This window comes from Achromobacter sp. JD417 (genome assembly GCF_041879325.1).
GTDB lineage: Bacteria > Pseudomonadota > Gammaproteobacteria > Burkholderiales > Burkholderiaceae_B > Achromobacter > Achromobacter mucicolens.
Genome location: NZ_CP087159.1, coordinates 564,565 through 583,218, shown reverse-complemented (window position 1 = coordinate 583,218; position 18,654 = coordinate 564,565). Strand labels below are relative to the sequence as shown.

General features: G+C 67.4%; 13 protein-coding genes and 1 pseudogene. 3 read left to right on the top strand and 11 right to left on the bottom strand.

Translation table 11 applies throughout. The features are described from left to right. Nucleotides 1-8: 8 nt before the first annotated feature. From LN047_RS02615 to LN047_RS02585, 7 genes and pseudogenes are all read right to left on the bottom strand, one after another. Complete coding sequence (locus LN047_RS02615; protein ID WP_373981110.1) at nucleotides 9-1,595, bottom strand: efflux transporter outer membrane subunit; 1,587 nt, start codon at nucleotides 1,593-1,595, stop codon at nucleotides 9-11. After that, on the bottom strand, nucleotides 1,592-4,705 hold the full coding sequence (locus tag LN047_RS02610) for a multidrug efflux RND transporter permease subunit (RefSeq protein ID WP_373981109.1): 3,114 nt from the start codon (nucleotides 4,703-4,705) through the stop codon (nucleotides 1,592-1,594). Before LN047_RS02610 ends, LN047_RS02615 begins: the two co-directional genes overlap by 4 nt. Further along, on the bottom strand, nucleotides 4,702-7,800 hold the full coding sequence (locus LN047_RS02605; RefSeq protein WP_373981108.1) for an MdtB/MuxB family multidrug efflux RND transporter permease subunit: 3,099 nt from the start codon (nucleotides 7,798-7,800) through the stop codon (nucleotides 4,702-4,704). Before LN047_RS02605 ends, LN047_RS02610 begins: the two co-directional genes overlap by 4 nt. 12 nt (nucleotides 7,801-7,812) lie before the next feature. Beyond that, nucleotides 7,813-9,078 (bottom strand): MdtA/MuxA family multidrug efflux RND transporter periplasmic adaptor subunit, encoded by a 1,266-nt coding sequence (locus LN047_RS02600; protein WP_373981107.1) that lies wholly within the window; start codon nucleotides 9,076-9,078, stop codon nucleotides 7,813-7,815. Nucleotides 9,079-9,211: 133 nt separating this feature from the next. After that, nucleotides 9,212-9,964: a cell division protein ZapD gene (gene zapD, locus LN047_RS02595; protein WP_056327494.1), complete on the bottom strand. Its 753-nt coding sequence runs from the start codon at nucleotides 9,962-9,964 to the stop codon at nucleotides 9,212-9,214. A 46-nt stretch (nucleotides 9,965-10,010) separates the two neighbouring features. Continuing rightward, a pseudogene (gene coaE / locus LN047_RS02590) lies at nucleotides 10,011-10,653 on the bottom strand (dephospho-CoA kinase); the annotation flags it as partial. Between the two features lie 10 nt (nucleotides 10,654-10,663). Then, entirely contained in the window at nucleotides 10,664-11,515 is an 852-nt protein-coding gene (locus LN047_RS02585) for an A24 family peptidase (protein WP_373981106.1), read from the bottom strand. Between the two features lie 203 nt (nucleotides 11,516-11,718). Here LN047_RS02585 and LN047_RS02580 point away from each other — a divergent pair, with 203 nt between their 5' ends. After that, complete coding sequence (locus tag LN047_RS02580) at nucleotides 11,719-12,501, top strand: hypothetical protein (RefSeq protein ID WP_373981105.1); 783 nt, start codon at nucleotides 11,719-11,721, stop codon at nucleotides 12,499-12,501. A 236-nt stretch (nucleotides 12,502-12,737) separates the two neighbouring features. On the opposite strand, the gene LN047_RS02575 is transcribed toward LN047_RS02580, so the two are convergent. From LN047_RS02575 to LN047_RS02560, 4 genes are all read right to left on the bottom strand, one after another. Then, a complete protein-coding gene (locus LN047_RS02575) occupies nucleotides 12,738-13,100 on the bottom strand; it encodes a helix-turn-helix transcriptional regulator (RefSeq protein ID WP_280002706.1) in 363 nt (120 codons plus the stop codon). Nucleotides 13,101-13,236: 136 nt separating this feature from the next. Continuing rightward, nucleotides 13,237-14,091 (bottom strand): pantoate--beta-alanine ligase, encoded by an 855-nt coding sequence (gene panC, locus LN047_RS02570; protein ID WP_280002707.1) that lies wholly within the window; start codon nucleotides 14,089-14,091, stop codon nucleotides 13,237-13,239. Nucleotides 14,092-14,125: 34 nt separating this feature from the next. Further along, nucleotides 14,126-15,016 (bottom strand): ScpA family protein, encoded by an 891-nt coding sequence (locus LN047_RS02565; protein ID WP_056327505.1) that lies wholly within the window; start codon nucleotides 15,014-15,016, stop codon nucleotides 14,126-14,128. A 16-nt stretch (nucleotides 15,017-15,032) separates the two neighbouring features. Next, complete coding sequence (locus tag LN047_RS02560) at nucleotides 15,033-15,221, bottom strand: DUF3460 family protein (RefSeq protein WP_056327507.1); 189 nt, start codon at nucleotides 15,219-15,221, stop codon at nucleotides 15,033-15,035. A 98-nt stretch (nucleotides 15,222-15,319) separates the two neighbouring features. Here LN047_RS02560 and LN047_RS02555 point away from each other — a divergent pair, with 98 nt between their 5' ends. After that, entirely contained in the window at nucleotides 15,320-16,774 is a 1,455-nt protein-coding gene (locus tag LN047_RS02555; RefSeq protein ID WP_062840234.1) for a DHA2 family efflux MFS transporter permease subunit, read from the top strand. Next, nucleotides 16,761-18,287, top strand: a complete 1,527-nt coding sequence (glpK, locus tag LN047_RS02550) for a glycerol kinase GlpK (protein ID WP_056327511.1) — start codon at nucleotides 16,761-16,763, stop codon at nucleotides 18,285-18,287. The genes LN047_RS02555 and glpK overlap by 14 nt, the downstream gene beginning before the upstream one ends. Nucleotides 18,288-18,654 lie beyond the last annotated feature (367 nt).

Sequence of the window (18,654 nt, the reverse complement as noted above, 5' to 3'; positions counted from 1 at the left end):
ACCCGCGGCTAGCGGGACGGCGCCGGCGGCGTTTGTTGCGCCGGGGCTTGCGGCGCAGCTGTTTGCGACGCAGGCGCCGATGCAGGCCCCGATGCAGGCGCCACCGCCGGCGAGGTCGCGGCGTCCGCCCGCGCCGTTTCCACGGGCGGCAGACCTTCCCAGCCGCCGCCCAGCGCGACGATCAGGTTGACGCTGGCCACGAGCCGGTTGCCCAGCAGGCTCAGGGCATTGCGCTCGCTGTTGAGTGCGGTGGCGTCGACCACGGCCACGCTCAGGTAGTCAACGAGGCCCGCCTTGTACTGGTTCTGAATCAGACGCAGCGATTCCCGCGCGGATTCCAGCGCGCGCCGCTGCACGATCTGCTCCTGCTCCATCACCCGCAGCTGAATCAGGTAATCCTCGACCTCGCGCAGCCCGGTCAACGCCGCCTGCCGGTAGGCCGCGGCCTGCGAGTCATAGGACGCGCGGGCCTGCTCGACCTGGGCCTCGCGCGCGCCGCCGTCGAAGATCGTCAGGGCCAGCGCCGGTCCCAGCGACCAGAAGCGCGCGGGCGCCGTCAGCAGTTCGGCAAACTCGCCATTGCGAAAACCGCCGTCGGCCGACAGGGTCAGGCTGGGGAACCACGCGGCCTGCGCCACGCCGATCTGCGCGTTGGCGGCGGCGGCGCGGCGTTCGGCGGCCGCCACGTCGGGACGGCGTTCGAGCAGTTCGGACGGCAGGCCCACGGGAATCTGCGGCAGCCGCAACGCGAAGACGGCCGGCGGCAGGCTGAATTGGGACGGCGCCAGGCCCATCAGGACGGCGATCGCGTGCTCGTACTGGCCGCGCTGCCAGTCCAGGTCGATGGACTGCGCGCGCGTGCTTTCCAGCTGCGTGCGCGCCACCGCCACGTCGGCTTGGCCGGCCACGCCGACCTCATAGCGGTTCTGCGTGAGCTGCAGGGATTTTTCATAGGCGGCCACGGTGGCGTCGAGCAGACGCTTCTGCTCGTCCAGCACGCGCAATTGCAGATAGGTCTGCACCAACGCGGCCTGCGCGCTCAGCCGGGTCGCGCCCAGGTCGGCCAGGCTGGCGGCGGCGCTGGCTTCCGAGGACTCGACGCTGCGGCGCACGCGGCCCCAGACGTCAAGCTCCCAGCTGACGCTGCCGGTCAGCGAATACTGGTTGGATACGTTGCCGCCGGAACCGGTGGACGAACCGCTTTGCCCGCCGTTGCCGCTGCGGCTCATGCCTGCCCCCGCGCCCACGGTCGGAAAAAAGCCCGAGCGCGCGCCGCGCACCAGGCCAAGCGCCTGGCGGTAGTTCGCCTCGGCCTGCGCAATGGTCTGGTTCGAAGTGTTCAGACGGTCCACCAGGCCGTTCAGCGTGGTGTCGTCGTAAACCGTCCACCACGCGCCGCGATCGGCCTCGTCGCGCGGTTGCGCGGGCTTCCAGCCGGGCACCTCGACCTGGCCTTCCTTGTACGCGGCGCCCACGTCGAGCGCCGGACGCTGATAGTCGGGCCCGACCGCGCACGCGCCCAGCAGCGCGCACAGCGCAAGCGTGATCGCGGCGCGGGGAAATGAGGCGAAAGCAGACGGCGTGGTACGGATCATGTGTGTTTGATGGAAGCGGAATCGCCGGCCCGCCCCGCGCGCCGGCGTGCGGCCCACAGGCGGAAGCGATCCAGATAAAGATAGACCACCGGGGTGGTGTACAGCGTGAGGATCTGGCTCAGCACCAGGCCGCCCACGATGGTAATGCCCAGCGGCTGGCGCATCTCGACGCCGGCGCCCGTGGCCAGCACCAGCGGCAGCGCGCCGAAGATGGCCGCCATCGTGGTCATCATGATGGGCCTAAAGCGCGTCAGGCAGGCCTGGAAGATGGCGTCGCGCGGCGTCATGCCGTGGTGGCGCTCGGCGTCCAGCGCAAAGTCCACCATCATGATGGCGTTCTTCTTGACGATGCCAATGAGCAGGAACACCCCGATCAGCGCGATCAAGGTGAAGTCATGGCGCACCAGCAGCAGCGCAAGCAGCGCGCCCAGGCCCGCCGACGGCAGCGTGGACAGGATGGTGAGCGGGTGGACGAAGCTTTCGTACAGGATGCCCAGCACGATGTACATGGTGACCAGCGCGGCCAGGATCAGCCAGGGCTGTTGCGACAGCGTCTGCTGCAACGCGGCGGCGGTGCCCTGAAAGCCCGCCTGGATCTGGTCGGACGGCAGGCCGATGCGGGCCACCGCGTTGTCGATCGCGGTGGTCGCCTGTCCCAGCGACACGCCGGGCGCAAGGCTGAACGAGATGGTGTCCGCCACGAACAGCCCCTGGTGACTCACACTGAGCGGTGCGTTGGCGTTTTCAAGCTTGGTGAACGCCGGCAGCGGCACACGCGCGCCGTCCGCGGTGATGACTTCGACCTGGCGCAGCGACTCGATGTCCTGCGCGAACTTCGGGTCCACGCCCAGCACCACGTGATACTGGTTGAGCGGCCCGTACATGACCGACACCTGGCGCTGGCTGAACGAATTGTTCAGCACCGTGGAGATGGTGGCCATGCTGATGCCCAGCCGCGTCGCGGCTTCCCGGTCAATGACCAGGTTGATCTCGCGGCCCCGGTCCTCGACGTCGGCGTCCACATCGGTGATCTCCGGAATCTTGGCCATCGCCTGCTGCACCTTGGGCATCCACGTGCGCAGCAGCTGCAGGTCGCCAGACATCAGGGTGTAGTCGTACGAACCCTGGCTTTGGCGCCCGCCAATGCGGATATCCTGCTGCGACACCAGGAACATGCGCGCTCCGGGCATGTTCTGCAGCTTGGCGCGCAAGCGGTTGATGACCACGTCGGCAGAGACCTTGCGCTCGTCCAGCGGCTTTAACTGGATCTGCATGAAGCTGCTGTTGCTGCCGCCGCGCCCGCCGGCGTAGCCGGTCATGCTTTGCACGGCCGGATCGGCCAGCACCACCTTGCGCAGCGCCTCCAGCTTGGGCAGCGTGGCCTGGAACGACGTGCCCTGGTCCACCCGGAAAAAGCCCAGCAGCTGACCCGTGTCCTGCTGCGGGAAAAATCCCTTGGGCACCACTGTATACAGGTACACGTTCAGGCCCACGGCGATCGCCAGCGTCAGCATCATCAGCCGCCCGTGCGCCAGCGCCCAGCCGAGCGACACGCGATAGCCGTTCTGCATCGATTCGAAGGCGCGTTCGGACCAGCGGGCCAGCCGGCCCGGCGGCTTCTGTTCCTTGGGTTCGGGCCGCAGCAGGCGCGCGCACATCATGGGCGTAAGCGTCAGCGACACCACCAGCGACACCAGGATCGACGCCGACAAGGTGACCGCGAACTCGCGGAACAGGCGCCCGACCACGCCGCCCATCAGCAGGATGGGGATGAACACCGCCACCAGCGACAGGCTCATCGACAGCACCGTGAATCCGACTTCGCGCGAGCCGCGCAGCGCGGCGCGCATTGGCGACATGCCGCGTTCGACGTGACGCATGATGTTCTCGAGCACCACGATCGCGTCGTCCACGACAAAGCCGGTCGCGACGATCAATGCCATCAGTGAGATGGTGTTCAGCGTGTAGCCGCACAGGTACATGATGCAGAACGTGCCGATCAGCGACACCGGCACCGCCACGCTGGGAATGATCGCCGCCCGCCAGCGCCGCAGGAACAGCAGCACCACCAGCACCACCAGTCCCACGGCGATGATGAGCGTCAGCTCGGCCTCGTGCAGCGACGCCCGGATGCTGGGCGTGCGGTCCTGCGCAACCCGCATGTTGACGTCTGCGGGCATCAGCGCCTGCAAGACGGGAAGCTGGGCGCGCACGGCGTCCACGGCTTCGATGATGTTGGCGTCGGCCTGCCGGCGCACGATCATCAGGATGGCGTTGCGGTCGTTGTAAAAGCCGGTCTGGTAAAGGTCTTCGACCGAGTCCTCGACGCGGGCCACGTCGGACACGCGCACCGGCCGGCCATCGCGCCACGCCACGATCAGCGGCCGGTATTCCTCGGCGCGGCTGAGCTGGTCGCTGACCATGATCTGCCAGTGGTAGCGGTCGTTCTCCAGCACGCCCTTGGGCCGGTTGGCATTGGCGTTGGCCAGCGTGGCGCGCAATTCGTCCAGCGACACGCCCTGATTGGCCAGGGCGCCGGGCAGCACGGTCACGCGCACGGCCGGCAGCGAGCTGCCGCCCACCGTGACCTCGCCCACCCCGTCCACCTGGGCCAGCTTCTGCGCCACGATGGTGGACGCCAGATCGTAGAGCTGGCCCTGGCTGAGCGTGTCGGAAGTCAGCGCCAGCGTCAGGATGGGCGCGTCCGACGGATTGGACTTGTGATACGTGGGATTGCTGCGCAGCCCCGTGGGCAGCAGCGAGCGCGCCGCGTTGATGGCGGCCTGAACGTCGCGCGCGGCGCCGTTGATGTCGCGCGACAGGTCGAACTGCAACGTGATGCGGGTAGAGCCCTGCGAGCTGCGCGAGGTCATTTCGGTGACCCCCGCGATGCTGCCCAGCGACCGCTCCAGCGGCGTGGCGACGCTGGAGGCCATGGTCTCGGGGCTGGCGCCGGGCAGGCTGGCCGACACCGAAATGGTCGGAATGTCCACCTGCGGCAAGGGCGCGACCGGCAAGAGGAAGAACGCAAGCATGCCGGCCAGCACGACCGCCAGGCTCAGCAGCGTGGTCGCCACCGGCCGGACGATGAAGGGCGCCGACAGGATCATCGGGCGGCTCCGGCCGATTGCGCGCCCGCCCCGCGCCAGCGGCGCGACATGCGGTCGAACATCAGATAGATGACGGGCGTGGTGAACAGCGTCAGCACCTGCGACAGCAGCAGGCCGCCGACCATGACCAGGCCCAGCGGCTGGCGCAATTCAGCGCCCGTGCCGGTCGACAGCATCAGCGGCAAGGCGCCGAACAGCGCCGCCAGCGTGGTCATCAGGATGGGCCGAAAGCGCAGCAGCGCGGCCTCGTGGATGGCCTCGCGCGGCGCCAAGCCGCGCTTGCGTTCGGCATCCAGCGCAAAGTCGATCATCATGATGGCGTTTTTCTTGACGATGCCGATCAGCAGGATGATCCCGATGATGCCGATCATGTCCAGCTCGGTGCCGCTGATGAGCAGCGCCAGCAGCGCCCCCACGCCCGCCGACGGCAGCGTGGACAGGATGGTGATGGGATGGATGTAGCTTTCGTACAGAACGCCAAGCACGATGTACATCGTGACCACGGCCGCCAGGATCAGCCACAGCGTGCTGGACAGCGAATTCTGGAACGCCAGCGCCGCGCCCTGGAAGCGGGTCTCGACGCCGGCCGGCATGCCGATCTCGGCTTCGGCCGCCTTGATGTTCTCGACCGCGTCGGACAGCGAGGCGCCCGGCGCCAGATTGAACGACACCGTCACCATCGGGAACTGGTCGAGCCGGTTCACGGCCAGCACCGTCCTGCCTTCGCTGATGTGCGCGACCGACGACAGCGGCACCTGCGCGCCCGAGGACGTGGGCACGTGAATCTGCCCGAGCGCGCTGGGCGACATCTGGAACTGCGGCAGCACCTCGAGCACCACGCGGTACTGGTTGGACTGCGTGAAGATCGTGGAGATCAGCCGCTGGCCAAAGGCGTTGTACAGCGCCTCGTCGATGATGGCGGCGGTGATGCCCAGGCGCGAGGCGGCGTCGCGGTCGATTTCCACCCAGGTCTGCAAGCCGTCGTCCTGCAGATCGTCGGCCACGTCCATCAGGCCGGGCACGGCGCGCAGGCGGTCGACCAGCTTGGGCGTCCATTCGCTCAGCACCTTCAGGTCGGGATTGGACAGCGTCATCTGATACTGCGTGCGGCTGACGCGGTCTTCGATGGTCAGGTCCTGCACCGGCTGCATGTAGACGGTCAGGCCGTCCTGCTTGTTCAGGTTTTCCTGCAGGCGCGCCATCACCGCGCGCAGATCGCCGGTGCGCTCGGCCTGGGGTTTGAGCGAAATCTGCATGCGGCCGGCGCTGAGCGTGGCGTTGCTGCCATCCACGCCGATGAAGGATGACACGGCGGCCACGTCGGGATCCTGCAGCACCAGGCGGGCTGCGGCCTGCTGGCGCTCGGACATGGCGGCAAACGAAATGGACTGCGGCGCCTGCGTGATGGCCTGGATGAGGCCGGTGTCCTGCTGCGGGAAGAACCCCTTGGGCACTACCATGTACAGCAGCACGGTCAGCGCAAAGGTCGCCACCGCCACCACCAGCGTCAGCGTCTGATGGCGCAACACCACCTGCAGCATGCGGTCGTACGCGGCGATGACGCGGTCGATGAATGCGCCCGTGGCGCGATGAAAGCGCCCATGCTTCGTTTCGGATTCCGAACGCAAGAGGCGCGCGCACATCATGGGCGTGAGCGTCAGCGACACCAACAGCGAAATCAGGATGGCCACCGCCAGCGTGATCGCGAATTCGCGGAACAGCCGGCCCACGACTTCGGTCATGAAGAGCAGCGGGATCAGCACGGCGATCAGCGACAGGGTCAGCGAGATCAGCGTGAAGCCGATCTGCGACGCGCCTTTCAGCGCGGCCTGCATCGGCTTTTCGCCTTCCTCGATATGGCGGGCGATGTTCTCGATCATCACGATCGCGTCGTCCACCACGAAGCCCGTGGCGATGGTCAGCGCCATCAGCGTCAGGTTGTTGATGGAGAACCCGGACAGATACATGATGCCGAACGTGCCCACCAGCGACAGCGGCACGACGACGCTGGGAATCAGCGTGGCCGTCATGCTGCGCAGGAACACGAACGTGACCATGACCACCAGCCCCACGGCCAGCAGCATTTCAAACTGCACGTCGGCGACCGAGTCGCGGATGGTCTGCGTGCGGTCTGACACCACCGTCACGTCCAGCGTGGCGGGCAGCGCGGCGCGCAGCTGCGGCATCAGCGCCTGGATGCGGTCGACCACGTCGATCACGTTGGCGCCGGGCTGGCGCTGGATGTTCAGCAGGATGGCGGGCTTGTCGCCGGCCCACGCGGCCTGGCGCGTGTCCTCGGCCCCCTCGACCGCGCGCGCCACGTCGGCCAACCGCAGCGGCGCGCCGTTCTTGTACGCGATGATCAGGCTGTTGTAGTCGGTGGGCGACTTGAGCTGGTCGTTGGCGTTGATGGTGGTGGAGCGCTGCGGGCCGTCCAGGTTGCCCTTGGGCTGATTGACGTTGGCGCCGACGATCGCAGTGCGCAGGTCGGTCAGCGACAAGCCGTTGGCCGCCAGCGCCTGCGGATTCACCTGGACGCGCACCGCGGGCCGCTGCCCGCCCGCCACGCTGACCAGGCCCACGCCGGGAATCTGCGACAGCTTCTGCGCCACGCGCGTATCGACCAGGTCGCGCACCTGCGGCAGCGGCATGGTGGGAGACGTGATTGCCAGCGTCAGCACGGCCGCGTCCGCGGGATTGACCTTGTTGTAGGTGGGCGGCACCGGCAGGTCGGACGGCAGCAGGTTCGAGGCGGCATTGATGGCCGCCTGCACCTGCTGCTCGGCCACGTCCAGCGGCAGCGTCAGATTGAATTGCAGCGTGATGACCGAGGCGCCGCCCGAACTGGTGGACGACATCTGGTTCAGGCCGGGCATCTGGCCGAACTGCCGCTCCAGTGGCGAGGTGACCAGCGAGGTCATGACGTCGGGGCTAGCCCCGGGGTACAGCGTCACGACCTGGATCGTGGGGTAGTCGACCTCGGGCAGCGCCGAGACGGGCAGGAAACGGTAGGCGATGAGGCCCGCGATCAGGATGGCCACCATCGACAGGGTGGTGGCCACGGGGCGCAGGATGAATAGGCGCGACGGGCTCACGGCGTTCTCTGCTTACTTGGCCGCGGGCGTGGTGCCGGCCGGCGCGCCCGCGCCGAGCGACTTGTCGCGGGCGGCGGGAATGACCTCGGCGCCGCCCACGATTTCCACCTTGGCGCCGGCGCGCAGGCGGTCCGTGCCTTCGGTGACGACCCGATCCCCGGGCTTGAGACCTTCGTTGACGGCGACCATGCCGGCATTGATGGCGCCCAGCTTCACCGGGCGCACCGCGATCGTGTTGTCGTCCTGCACCAGGAAGACGAACGCGCCGGCCGAACCCTGCTGGACCGCGGCCGTCGGAATGGCCGTCACGTCCTTGCGGGTCAGCACGTGCAGCCGCACGTTGACGAACTGGTTGGGGAAAAGCGCATCGTCGGTGTTGTCGAAGCGGGCCTTGAGCTTGAGCGTGCCGGTTGCCACGTCGATCTGGTTGTCCAGCGTCTCGAGCGTGCCCGAGGCGATGCGGCGGGTGTCGGCGCGGTCATAGGCGTCGACGGTCAGCATCTTGCCGGCCGCCAACTCGGCGCGCACTTCCGGCAGCTGCGTTTCGGGCAGGGTGAAGACGACGGAGATGGGCTGGGTCTGGGTGATGACGACCAGCCCGTTGGTGTCCGAGCTGGACACCAGATTGCCGCGGTCGACCTGACGCAGGCCCAGGCGGCCGCTGATCGGCGCGGTGATGCGGGCGTAATCCAGTTGCAGCTTGGCATTGTCGACATTGGCCTGGTCGCTCTTGACCGTGCCTTCGTACTGGCGCACCAGCGCGGCCTGCGTGTCGACCTGCTGGCGGGCGATGGAGTCCTGCTTGAAAAGGGCCTGGTAGCGTTGCAGGTCGCGGCGGGCGTTTTCCAGCTGCGCGAGGTTCTGCATCTGCGTGCCGCGCGCCTGGTCAAGCGCCACCTGGAAGGCGCGCGGGTCCACCTGGGCGAGCAGGTCGCCGGCCTTGACCTGCTGGCCTTCCTGGAACGCGACGTCCACGAGTTCGCCACTGACGCGGCTTCGGACGGTGACGGTGTTGTAGGCGGTGACGGTGCCCAGCGAGCGCAGGAAGATGTCGATGTCCTGCTGCGCGGCGGTGGCGATACGGACCGGGACGGGCATGTTGGCCATGGCGGCCGCGGGCGGCCTGCCGCCTGTCCGCCCCCCCGGGCCTGCCTGCTTGGCCGACGGCCGCAGCACCACCCAGGCAATCGCCGCGACGGCAAGCAGCAGAAAGACCAGACCGACGACGCGGCGGCGGCTCCAGCGGGAGGGTGGGGATACGGGACGGCTATCGGACATGGACTCGGTTCCGGCACACTCGGAAGGAAAGCCGTATTGTCTACTAGACCGTCCCGGTTTCGGCCCTGGTCGCCGTCAGCCTGAAACTACCCGCAACAGGAATCCGGGCCGCGAAACCGTACGTAACTTGCGCCTAGGAACTGCACAAGGTCATCTGGAACGCCACGTCGCGGGCCACCTGCTGAGGCTTGAACTCCCCGTCCTGCGTGGAAAAACGTATCCAGATCATGTACTTATTGGCGCTGATCTCGGGAAAGACGCCCTGGGCGGGATCCACCCAGACGCGCAGAAGCTGAAACTGTTTGCCGCCCAGCATCTGCTGGTAGGCGCCCTGCTCGGCCACGATGTCGGTCTTGCGGCCGGACTCGCGCAACAGGCGCAGCGCCAGCGTCAGGCCGTCATAGAGGGGAATGAAGGGCGACACCCAGGCCTGCAGGTCCGCGCAGCGCGCGGCTTCGGGCTTGTTCTGCCAGGCATAGTAGGACGGCATGTCGACCTGCGTGGCGCTGCCGGGCATCGACAAGCGGCCGCGCAGGCTGGTCAGCCATTCGTTCTCGCGCAGCGACTGGCCGGTCTTGCCGGGTGCAGCCAGCGCGCTGGCCACCTTTTCCATTTCGCGCAGCATGCTTTCCAGCGCGTCCTGAGCAACGCCAGGATGGTCGCGCAGTCCGACCAGCGCCAGGCGCTGGCGCTCAAGGTCCTGGAGGATCGCCCCCTTTACGTCGGTGCGTTCGCAAGCATCGAGCAGATCGAACAATGAGGAGACGGCAACCTGATGCTGGCGTGAGTCGCCCTCGCGAGCAAAGAAGAAGAGCCTGTCGAACAGGTATTCCAGCCGCAGATAAGCACGGATGCGCTCATTGAAGGGGTATTCGTAAACGATCACGCTTTTTTACAGGCCCTATCAGTGGTTGGCCGGCGGGCCAAGAATTTTCAGGGGTGCCGGCAGCCGCTGGCTTACCGGCCCGTGGTGGTCGCCAGCGCCAGCCAGCGGTCATGCAGGGTCAACGCCCGCGCGCGCAATTGATCCGGCGTGGTCGTTGCGTCGTTGAGTATGACGTCGTCCGCGACCTCCAACCGGCGTGCCCGCGCAGCCTGTGCCGCCATGATACGCCGGATGTCCTGCTCCGTCAGCCCGCTGCGCTGCTGCACGCGGGCCACCTGCGTCTCGGGGTCGCAGTCCACCACGCAGATACGATCCACGCGATCGCGCCAACGGTCCAGGGACTCGACCAATAGGGGCACCACAAAGACCAGATACGATCCTTTAGCGGTCGCCGCCTGACGTTCCGTTTCGCGGCCGATGACCGGATGCAGCACGGCCTCAAGCCGCAGGCGGACCTGCGGATCGGCGAATGCCTGCGCGCGCATCCATGCGCGGTCCAGCGCGCCGTCGGGCGTCAAGGCCTCGCGGCCGAATTCGCGTTCGATCGCCGGCATGGCGGCGCCGCCCGCGGCGGTCAGCGCGCGCGCGATCTCGTCGGTGTCGACCAGGGCCGCGCCCCACTCGGCCAGCATGTCCGCCACGCGGGACTTGCCCGAACCGATGCCGCCCGTCAGACCAATCTTGAACATGCGCCTTTCCTCATGTGCTCATGAATTGCAATACGCCATGCTCGCCGCCCAACAGCAGCATGACCAGCCCGGCCAGCGCCAGATAGGGTCCGAAGGGCAAGGGCTGGCCGCGCCGGGCGCGGCCGGTCAGCGTCAATGCGCCGCCAATCAGCACGCCCACCAGGGATGCGCTCAGAAGCAGCATTGGCAAGGCTTCGATGCCGAACCACGCGCCCAGCGCGGCCAGCAGCTTGAAGTCGCCCTGCCCCATGCCTTCGCGCCCGGTCAGCAGGCGGAACACATGAAAGATAACCCACAGGAACAGGTATCCCGCCACGGCCCCGACCACCGCCATCTGCACGCTGGCGAACGCATCGAAGAGGTTCACCAGCAGACCCGCCCACACCAGCGGCTGGGTCAGCACATCGGGCAGCAGCGTCGTTTCGAAATCGATCCAGGCCAGCGCCACCAGCGTGGCCGACAGGCCCATGGCGCCAAGCGCGATCGGCGTCGCGCCAAAGCGCAGCGCGCAGCCGGCAAAGAGCGCGCAGGTCAGCAGTTCGATGACCGGATAGCGCCAGCCGATGGGCGCATGGCAGGCAGCGCACCGGCCGCGCAGCAATAGCCAGCCGAGCAGGGGAATCCGCGCCATCCGATCCAGGGGCGCCTCACAGGCGGGGCAATGCGAGGCCGGCGACCACAGGCCATAGTGGCCCGGCGGCCGCGGCTTGCCGGCCGCGTCCATGCACTGCGCCTGCCACTCACGCTCCATCATGCGCGGCAGCCGATGGGTCAGCACCGTCAGCCAGTTGCCCACGAACAAGCCGGCCAGCGCCGCCGCGCCAATGAAGACGCCCAGGGGCAGATCAAGGATTTGCCACATCGCCGTCACCGCCCCGCGTGGCCCGGACACGGCTGCCCATCCGACAGGCCGGCGATGGCGCATGGGATGAGGGGCCGCGCGCGGCCATGTCGTAATTTGTGCATAAAGTGCGGCAGATGCCCGGGAACGGCTAAGGGGAACGTATCGAATCTTCGCATAAGTGCGTAAAATCGGAGACAGACTCAATTCACGGATAAGCTGCCATGGCCGCGCGCGTCGATATCGTTTCCCGCTCCCCCAAACTCGGCGTCATGGGGCTGCTGTTAGCGGGCGCCGTGATAGGCGCTACCGGCTGCGCCAAGCAAAAGACCGAAGGCTACTACGACCTGCCGGCGGAAAGCACCGTGACCGACGCGCAGTACCAGGGCTCGGGCGCCGGCTACCGCAACATCATCCGCGCCCCGTCGCAAGTGCAGATCGAGCTCAAGCCCGACGCGCGCCGCCAGCAGAACCAGAACCAGCAGGCCGTTGCCGCGGGCCAGACCACCGAAGACGGCCAGCCCGTGCCCGAAGGCGCCGAAGGCGGCTCGGGCGGATCGGGCAAATCGGCGCCTGCTCCCGCCGCGGCGCCTGCCGCTGCGCCCAGCGGCATCACCCACAGCCTGGTGCCGCAGCCTCAGACCTACATGGGCACGCTGCCGTGTTTCTCGCCCGCCATGCAATGCACGGCCCAGCGCGTGACGCTGACGCTGGCCCCCAATGGCCGTTGGCGCGGCCGCACCGCCTACCTGGACAACGATCCCAAGAAGGGTCCGCCCGTGTCCGAGCAAGGCTGCTGGGACGCCACCGACGAACGCCCGCCGCGCGTCATCCTGATGGACGGCCAGGGCAACGTCCGGGTGGAATTCCTGGTTGCGGCCAACAACGTGCTGCGCGTGCGCTCGATTGGCGGCCAGACGCCCAACCTGAACTACAACCTGACCCGCCAGCCGGATCTGGACCCCATCGACGAGCTGGCAAACGCCGCCGCGCCCAAGTGCCCCTGATCGCAAGGCTGTCCGCCCCCGGCGCCTGAACGCCGCCGGACACCACGCCACCGCACCCCTTTCCGGGCCTGACGAACACTTTGTTCGTCAGGCCCGAATTCATTGGGCGACGGCATTGGGGCGGCGCGGCAAGCACGCCGAGCACGACAGGCGCGACGGACGCGACAGACGCGACGGACGCGACAGGCCCGACAGGCGCGGCAGGCGTGGCAGGCGCGGCAAGCGTGGCGCCAACGTCAGGGAGGCACCGGTTTTGATGGGCATGCGCCATACGCGCCGGCGGGTTCGTGCAGCACCTGGGCCGGCGCGCTGGCACCGCCCGGAGGCGGCATCGGGTTGGGGCGCCACTGCGCGCCCGGGACGGGCGAGGCGCCTGACTGCCCGTGCGCACACAACCGGCACGCAAGCTGCATGGCGTTGCGGGCGCCGAGTTTGGCGAAGATGCGGGCGCGATGGGCCTCGACCGTGCGCAGGGAGATGCCCAAGTCGATGGCGATGACCTTGTTGGCCCGCCCGGCCGCCACGTAATCGACGATCTGGCGTTCGCGGGCGGTCAGGGAGGACAGGACGGCGTCGAGTTCGGGGTGAGGAAAAGACATGGGGCAGCTCGCTTGCAATGTAGGATTGCAAACAGTCTGCCCCGGTGTCACAGCCGGCGTAAGCTGACAATTCTGATAGGGGGTGACCAAAACACCCCGCATCATGCGGCCGCGGCTAGCCCGCCTTCCGCCTGCCTCAGGCGGTGTAGTCCAGTTCCAGGTTGTCGATCAGCCGCGTGGCGCCCAGCTTGGCGGCAGCCAGCACCACGACGGGTTCGCCGGCCTGCAGGTCCGCGGCCTCGGGGCGCTTCAGATCGCGCTGGCGGCGCAGGGCCACGTAATCGACCTTCCAGCCGCGCTGCGTCAGGCGCTGGACGGCGTCGTTCTCCAGGACGGCGGCGTCGCGCTCACCCCGGGCCAGGCGGCGGCCGATCTCTTGCAGTTCGGCGTACAGCGCCGGCGCTTCGGCACGTTCGGCTTCGCTCAGGTACCGGTTGCGCGAGGACAGCGCCAGCCCGTCGTCCGCGCGCACGGTTTCATGCGCCAGCACCTCGACGGGCAACTGGAACTGGCGGCACATGTTGCGCACCACCATCAGCTGCTGGTAATCCTTCTTGCCGAACACGGCCACACGCGGCTGCACACACGAGAACAGCTTGAGCACGACCGTGCTGACCCCGGCGAAAAAGCCCGGACGGAACTCGCCTTCCAGGATGTCGCCCAGGTCGTCGGGCGGCTGGATGCGGAAATTCTGGGGTTCGGGGTACATCTCGCGCTCGTTCGGCGCGAACAGCACGTAGACGTCGCGCGCCGCTTCAAGCTTTTCGATGTCGGCGGCCAGGGTGCGCGGATACTGGTCGAAGTCCTCATTCGGGCCGAATTGCAGGCGGTTCACGAAGATGCTGGCCACGACGGGATCACCGTGCTGGCGCGCCAGCTTCATGAGCGCGAGGTGGCCTTCGTGCAGGTTGCCCATGGTGGGCACGAACGACACGCGGTTCTGTCCGCGCAGGTGATCGCGCAATTCCTGGATGGTGTGTACGACTTTCAAGGGAAATCTCCGGGGGAGTGGCGCCCGGTCAGGATCAGGCCGCGACCGCTGCCACGCTGGTGTACGCCAGGCGCACGTAGATGGGAGCATAAGGCTCCGCCTGCGTGATCTCCAGCAGCGATTCGCGCGCCAGCTCGAGCATGGCGATGAAATGCACGACAACGACCGCGGCGGGCGCCCCCTCGCGGACGCGCTCCATGAACAGGTCGCCGAATTCCATGAAACGCACGTCGTTCAGGCGGCGCAGGATGTGCGTCATGTGATCGCGCACCGACAGCTGCTCGCGCGTGATGTGGTGGTGCTGGTTAAGCTTGGCCCGCTTCATGATGTCGGCCCACGCCGCGCGCAGGTCGTCCACACTGACATCCGGCAGCGCGCGCTCGACGCTCAGGTCGGCCACGGCCTGGCTGCTGACGAAATCGCGGCCCAGTTGCGGCAGCTTGTCCAGCTTCTGGGCGGCCAGCTTCATCTGCTCGTATTCGAGCAGGCGGCGCACCAGTTCGGCGCGCGGATCCTCGGGCTCTTCGCCGGTGTCGGTCTTTTTGACCGGCAGCAGCATGCGCGACTTGATCTCGATGAGCATGGCCGCCATCAAGAGATATTCAGCGGCCAGTTCGAGGTTGGTGATGCGGATCTGATCCACGTACGACAGGTACTGCCGCGTGACATCCGCCATGGGGATGTCCAGAACGTTGAAGTTCTGCTTGCGGATCAGGTAAAGCAACAGGTCCAGCGGCCCTTCGAAGGCTTCGAGAAAGACTTCCAGCGCATCGGGCGGGATGTACAGATCCGTCGGCATCTGGAACAGCGGCTCGCCGTACAGACGCGCAAACGCCACGCTATCGATGGTGTCGGGCGTGCTGTCGACGGACGGTTCCACTAGCTTGGCCAGGGCGTCGCCCGGCACCGAGGGGTTCTGGACCATGTGTGCCGCAAAAGTATCAGTCGGCCTGATACACGTACGGCTTTTGCGCCACGCGGGCCGCGCGGAAGCCTTCGAGCAGTTCCTGGTCCTGCTGCTTGTCCCAGAGACGGGCGCGTCCCTCGCGCTGGCGCTCTTCCGTGCCAGGGTGGGATTTCTTGTAGTCCTTCAGGAACTGGGTGATCTCGGATTCGTAGTTGGTCGCCATGGCACCAATTTCATTAGGTTGCAGATGTCGCGAGTTTACTTCACGGCGGCCGGATCCCCGGCGTTACAATCGTCAGGCTCTCATTGCAGCCTTCCGACATGTCCGCAGAATCCGCCGCCGCAGCCAATCCCGCTCCGCCCTCAACCCCGGACGCGGTGCGCGCGGCGCGCATGATCCCCTTCATCGTGGGGTGCGCGCTCTTCATGCAGATGCTGGACGCCACGGTCGTGGCGACCGCCCTGCCCGCCATGGCCCGGGCCCTGGGGTCCACCCCCGTGCGGCTCAACGTGGCCATCACCTCCTACCTGCTGGCCGTCGCCGTCTTCGTGCCCATCAGCGGCTGGGCGGCCGACCGCTACGGCGCCCGGCGCGTCTTCATCACCGCGATCGGCCTGTTCACGCTCAGTTCCGTCGCCTGCGCCCTGTCGCAGGATCTGCAACAGCTCGTGCTGGCGCGGATCGTGCAGGGCATGGCGGGCGCCATGATGGTGCCCGTGGGGCGGATCATCCTCTTGCGCACCGTGCCCAAGCAGGATCTGCTCAAGGCCATGTCCTTCCTGTCCATTCCGGCGCTGCTGGGACCGGTGATCGGACCGCCGCTGGGCGGCTTCATGGTCACGTACATGTCGTGGCACTGGATCTTCCTGATCAACATCCCCATCGGCATCCTGGGCATCTTCCTGGTCCTGCGCTTTGTCGCGGAAATCCGCGAAACCGGCACGCCCCGCCTGGACTGGATCGGCTTCCTGCTCAGCTCGGTGTGCCTGGCCACGCTGGTCAGCGGCTTCGAGGCCATCGGCCGCGACGTCATGCCGCTGCCCATCCTGCTCAGCCTCATCGGCGTGGGCATCGTCTGCGGGCTGCTGTACGGCGTGCACGCGCGGCGCACCGAACATCCCATCATCGACCTGTCCCTGATGCGGATTCCCACCTTCGCCATCTCCACGCTGGGCGGCAACCTGTGCCGGTTCGCCGTCGGCGCCACGCCCTTCCTCCTGGCCATGCTGCTGCAGGTAGGCTTTGGGCTGTCGCCGTTCTCGGCCGGCCTCATCACCTTCGCCAGCGCCGCCGGCGCGCTGCTGATGAAATTCGTCGCCACGCCCATCGTGCAGCGCTTCGGCTTTCGCCGCGTGCTGACCCTGAACGCCATCCTGACCGGCGGCTTCATCATCGTCTGCGGCGCCTTCAACCCGGCCACGCCCGTCTGGCTGATGATCGCCATCCTGCTGGTGGGCGGCTTCTTCCGGTCGCTGCAGTTCACCGGGGTAAATACGCTAACCTATGCCGACATCCCGCCCGCCAAGATGAGCCGCGCCAGCAGCTTCTCGGCCATGGCGCAGCAACTGGGCATCACGCTGGGCGTCGGGGTGGCCGCGGTCACGCTGAACATCAGCATGTCGCTGCGCGGCGCCGAAACGCTGGCCATCAGCGACGTGGTCGCCGGCTTCGTCGTCATCGGCCTGCTGTGCATGGCATCGACCTTCTCCTTTAGACGCCTCGACCCGCTGGCCGGGGCACACCTGAACGGCGCGAAAAACAGTGACGACGAATGAATTTGTCCTAGCCCTGGACCAGGGCACGACCAGCTCCCGAGCCATCGTCTTTGACCGCGAAGGCGTCGTGCGCGGCGTTGGCCAACGCGAATTCCGCCAGCACTATCCGCGTCCGGGCTGGGTCGAGCACGATGCCAACGAGATCTGGCACAGCCAGCTCGACGTCGCCCGCGAAGCCCTGCGCAACGCCGGCGCGGCCGCCGCCGACATCGCCGCCATCGGCATCACCAACCAGCGCGAAACCACCCTCATCTGGGAACGCGCCACCGGCCGTCCGCTTGCCCGCGCCATCGTCTGGCAAGACCGCCGCACCGCGCCCCTGTGCGACAAGCTCCGCCAGGACGGCCATGGCGACTTCCTGCAGGCGCGCACCGGCCTGGTCGTCGACGCCTACTTCTCCGGCACCAAGCTCGCCTGGCTGCTGGACCACGTGCCCGGCGCGCGCAGCATGGCCGAACGCGGCGAACTGGCCTTCGGCACCGTCGACACCTGGCTCATCTGGCAACTGACCGGCGGCGCCGTCCACAGCACAGACCCCAGCAACGCCTCGCGCACCATGCTGTTCGACCTGCACACGCAGGACTGGAACGACGACATCCTGGCGCTGCTCAACATCCCGCGCAGCGTGCTGCCCCAGATTGCGCCCAGCAGCGCCATCGTCGGCGACGCCCTGCCCGAATGGCTGGGCGGCTCCGTGCCCATCGCCGGCGTCGCCGGCGACCAGCAGGCCGCCACCTTCGGCCAGGCCTGCTTCACGCCCGGCATGGCCAAGAACACCTACGGCACCGGCTGCTTCATGCTCATGAACGTCGGCGACAAACCCGTCGAATCGCGCAACAACCTCTTGTCCACGGTCGGCTGGGGCCTGCCCCAACCCGGCCACGACAAATGGAAGCCCGCCTACATGCTGGAAGGCGGCGTCTTCGTCGCCGGCGCAGCCGTCCAATGGCTGCGCGACGGTCTGGGCATCATCCAGCGCTCCGAAGACATCGAATCCCTGGCCGCCAGCGTCTCCGACACCGACGACGTCTTCATGGTCCCCGCCTTCGCCGGCCTGGGCGCCCCCCACTGGGACCCCTACGCCCGCGGCACCCTCGTCGGCCTGACCCGCGGCACCACCCGAGCCCACATCGCCCGCGCCACGCTGGAATCCATCGCCCTGCAAAGCGCCGAACTACTCACCTGCATGAACGCCGACAGCGGCATCGCCCTGACGGAACTGCGCGTCGACGGCGGCGCTGCACGCAATGACTTGCTGATGCAGATGCAGGCTGACATTCTGGGCGTTCCGGTCGTGCGTCCGCGCGTTCCAGAGTCCACGGCGTTGGGCGCGGCAGGCCTGGCTGGTTTGGCTGTTGGTTTCTGGTCGAGCCAGGATGAATTTGCATCGAAGTGGCAGGCCGAACGCACGTTCAGCCCGACTTGGCCGGAATCTGTCCGGGAAGCGCGGATGAAGCGGTGGCGGCAGGCGGTGGAATTGTCGAAAGGCTGGTCGGCTGGGGCGGGCAAGTAAGGGCGCATTGGAGAACCGGTGTCAGACACCCCGTGACCCAGAACCGGTGTCAGACACCCAGCGACACTGTGGCAAGTTGAGCCGTCATTTCAAGGGTGTCAGACACCTACGCCGTGGGTGTCTGACGCCTACGCAGTAGCCGATGGCGGCAAGAACTCAACAACCAAGCCGCCACACGCGAAGCGTCATCGCCACGACGCAAGACGCCGCGTAAGTCACCGGAGGCCGCCCGCGCGGCCGAACGGTGACGGGCAGCGCAAACTGCTTCAAAACCACGCTGCCGTCGAAAAGCACCTCAAGAACTCCGCCCGACCCAGCTCCCGCCAAGCTCAGGCCACTCGAGCCCGGTGCGGCGTCGGCCTGGGGT

Bases quoted from the DNA above. Each gene is read 5' to 3' on its own strand.
- LN047_RS02615 (WP_373981110.1), bottom strand. From the start codon at position 1,595: ATGATCCGTACCACGCCGTCTGCTTTCGCCTCATTTCCCCGCGCCGCG.
- LN047_RS02610 (WP_373981109.1), bottom strand. From the start codon at position 4,705: ATGATCCTGTCGGCGCCCTTCATCGTCCGGCCGGTGGCGACCACGCTG.
- LN047_RS02600 (WP_373981107.1), bottom strand. From the start codon at position 9,078: ATGTCCGATAGCCGTCCCGTATCCCCACCCTCCCGCTGGAGCCGCCGC.
- LN047_RS02585 (WP_373981106.1), bottom strand. From the start codon at position 11,515: ATGTGGCAAATCCTTGATCTGCCCCTGGGCGTCTTCATTGGCGCGGCG.
- LN047_RS02580 (WP_373981105.1), top strand. From the start codon at position 11,719: ATGGCCGCGCGCGTCGATATCGTTTCCCGCTCCCCCAAACTCGGCGTC.
- LN047_RS02575 (WP_280002706.1), bottom strand. From the start codon at position 13,100: ATGTCTTTTCCTCACCCCGAACTCGACGCCGTCCTGTCCTCCCTGACC.
- LN047_RS02565 (WP_056327505.1), bottom strand. From the start codon at position 15,016: ATGGTCCAGAACCCCTCGGTGCCGGGCGACGCCCTGGCCAAGCTAGTG.
- LN047_RS02560 (WP_056327507.1), bottom strand. From the start codon at position 15,221: ATGGCGACCAACTACGAATCCGAGATCACCCAGTTCCTGAAGGACTAC.
- LN047_RS02555 (WP_062840234.1), top strand. From the start codon at position 15,320: ATGTCCGCAGAATCCGCCGCCGCAGCCAATCCCGCTCCGCCCTCAACC.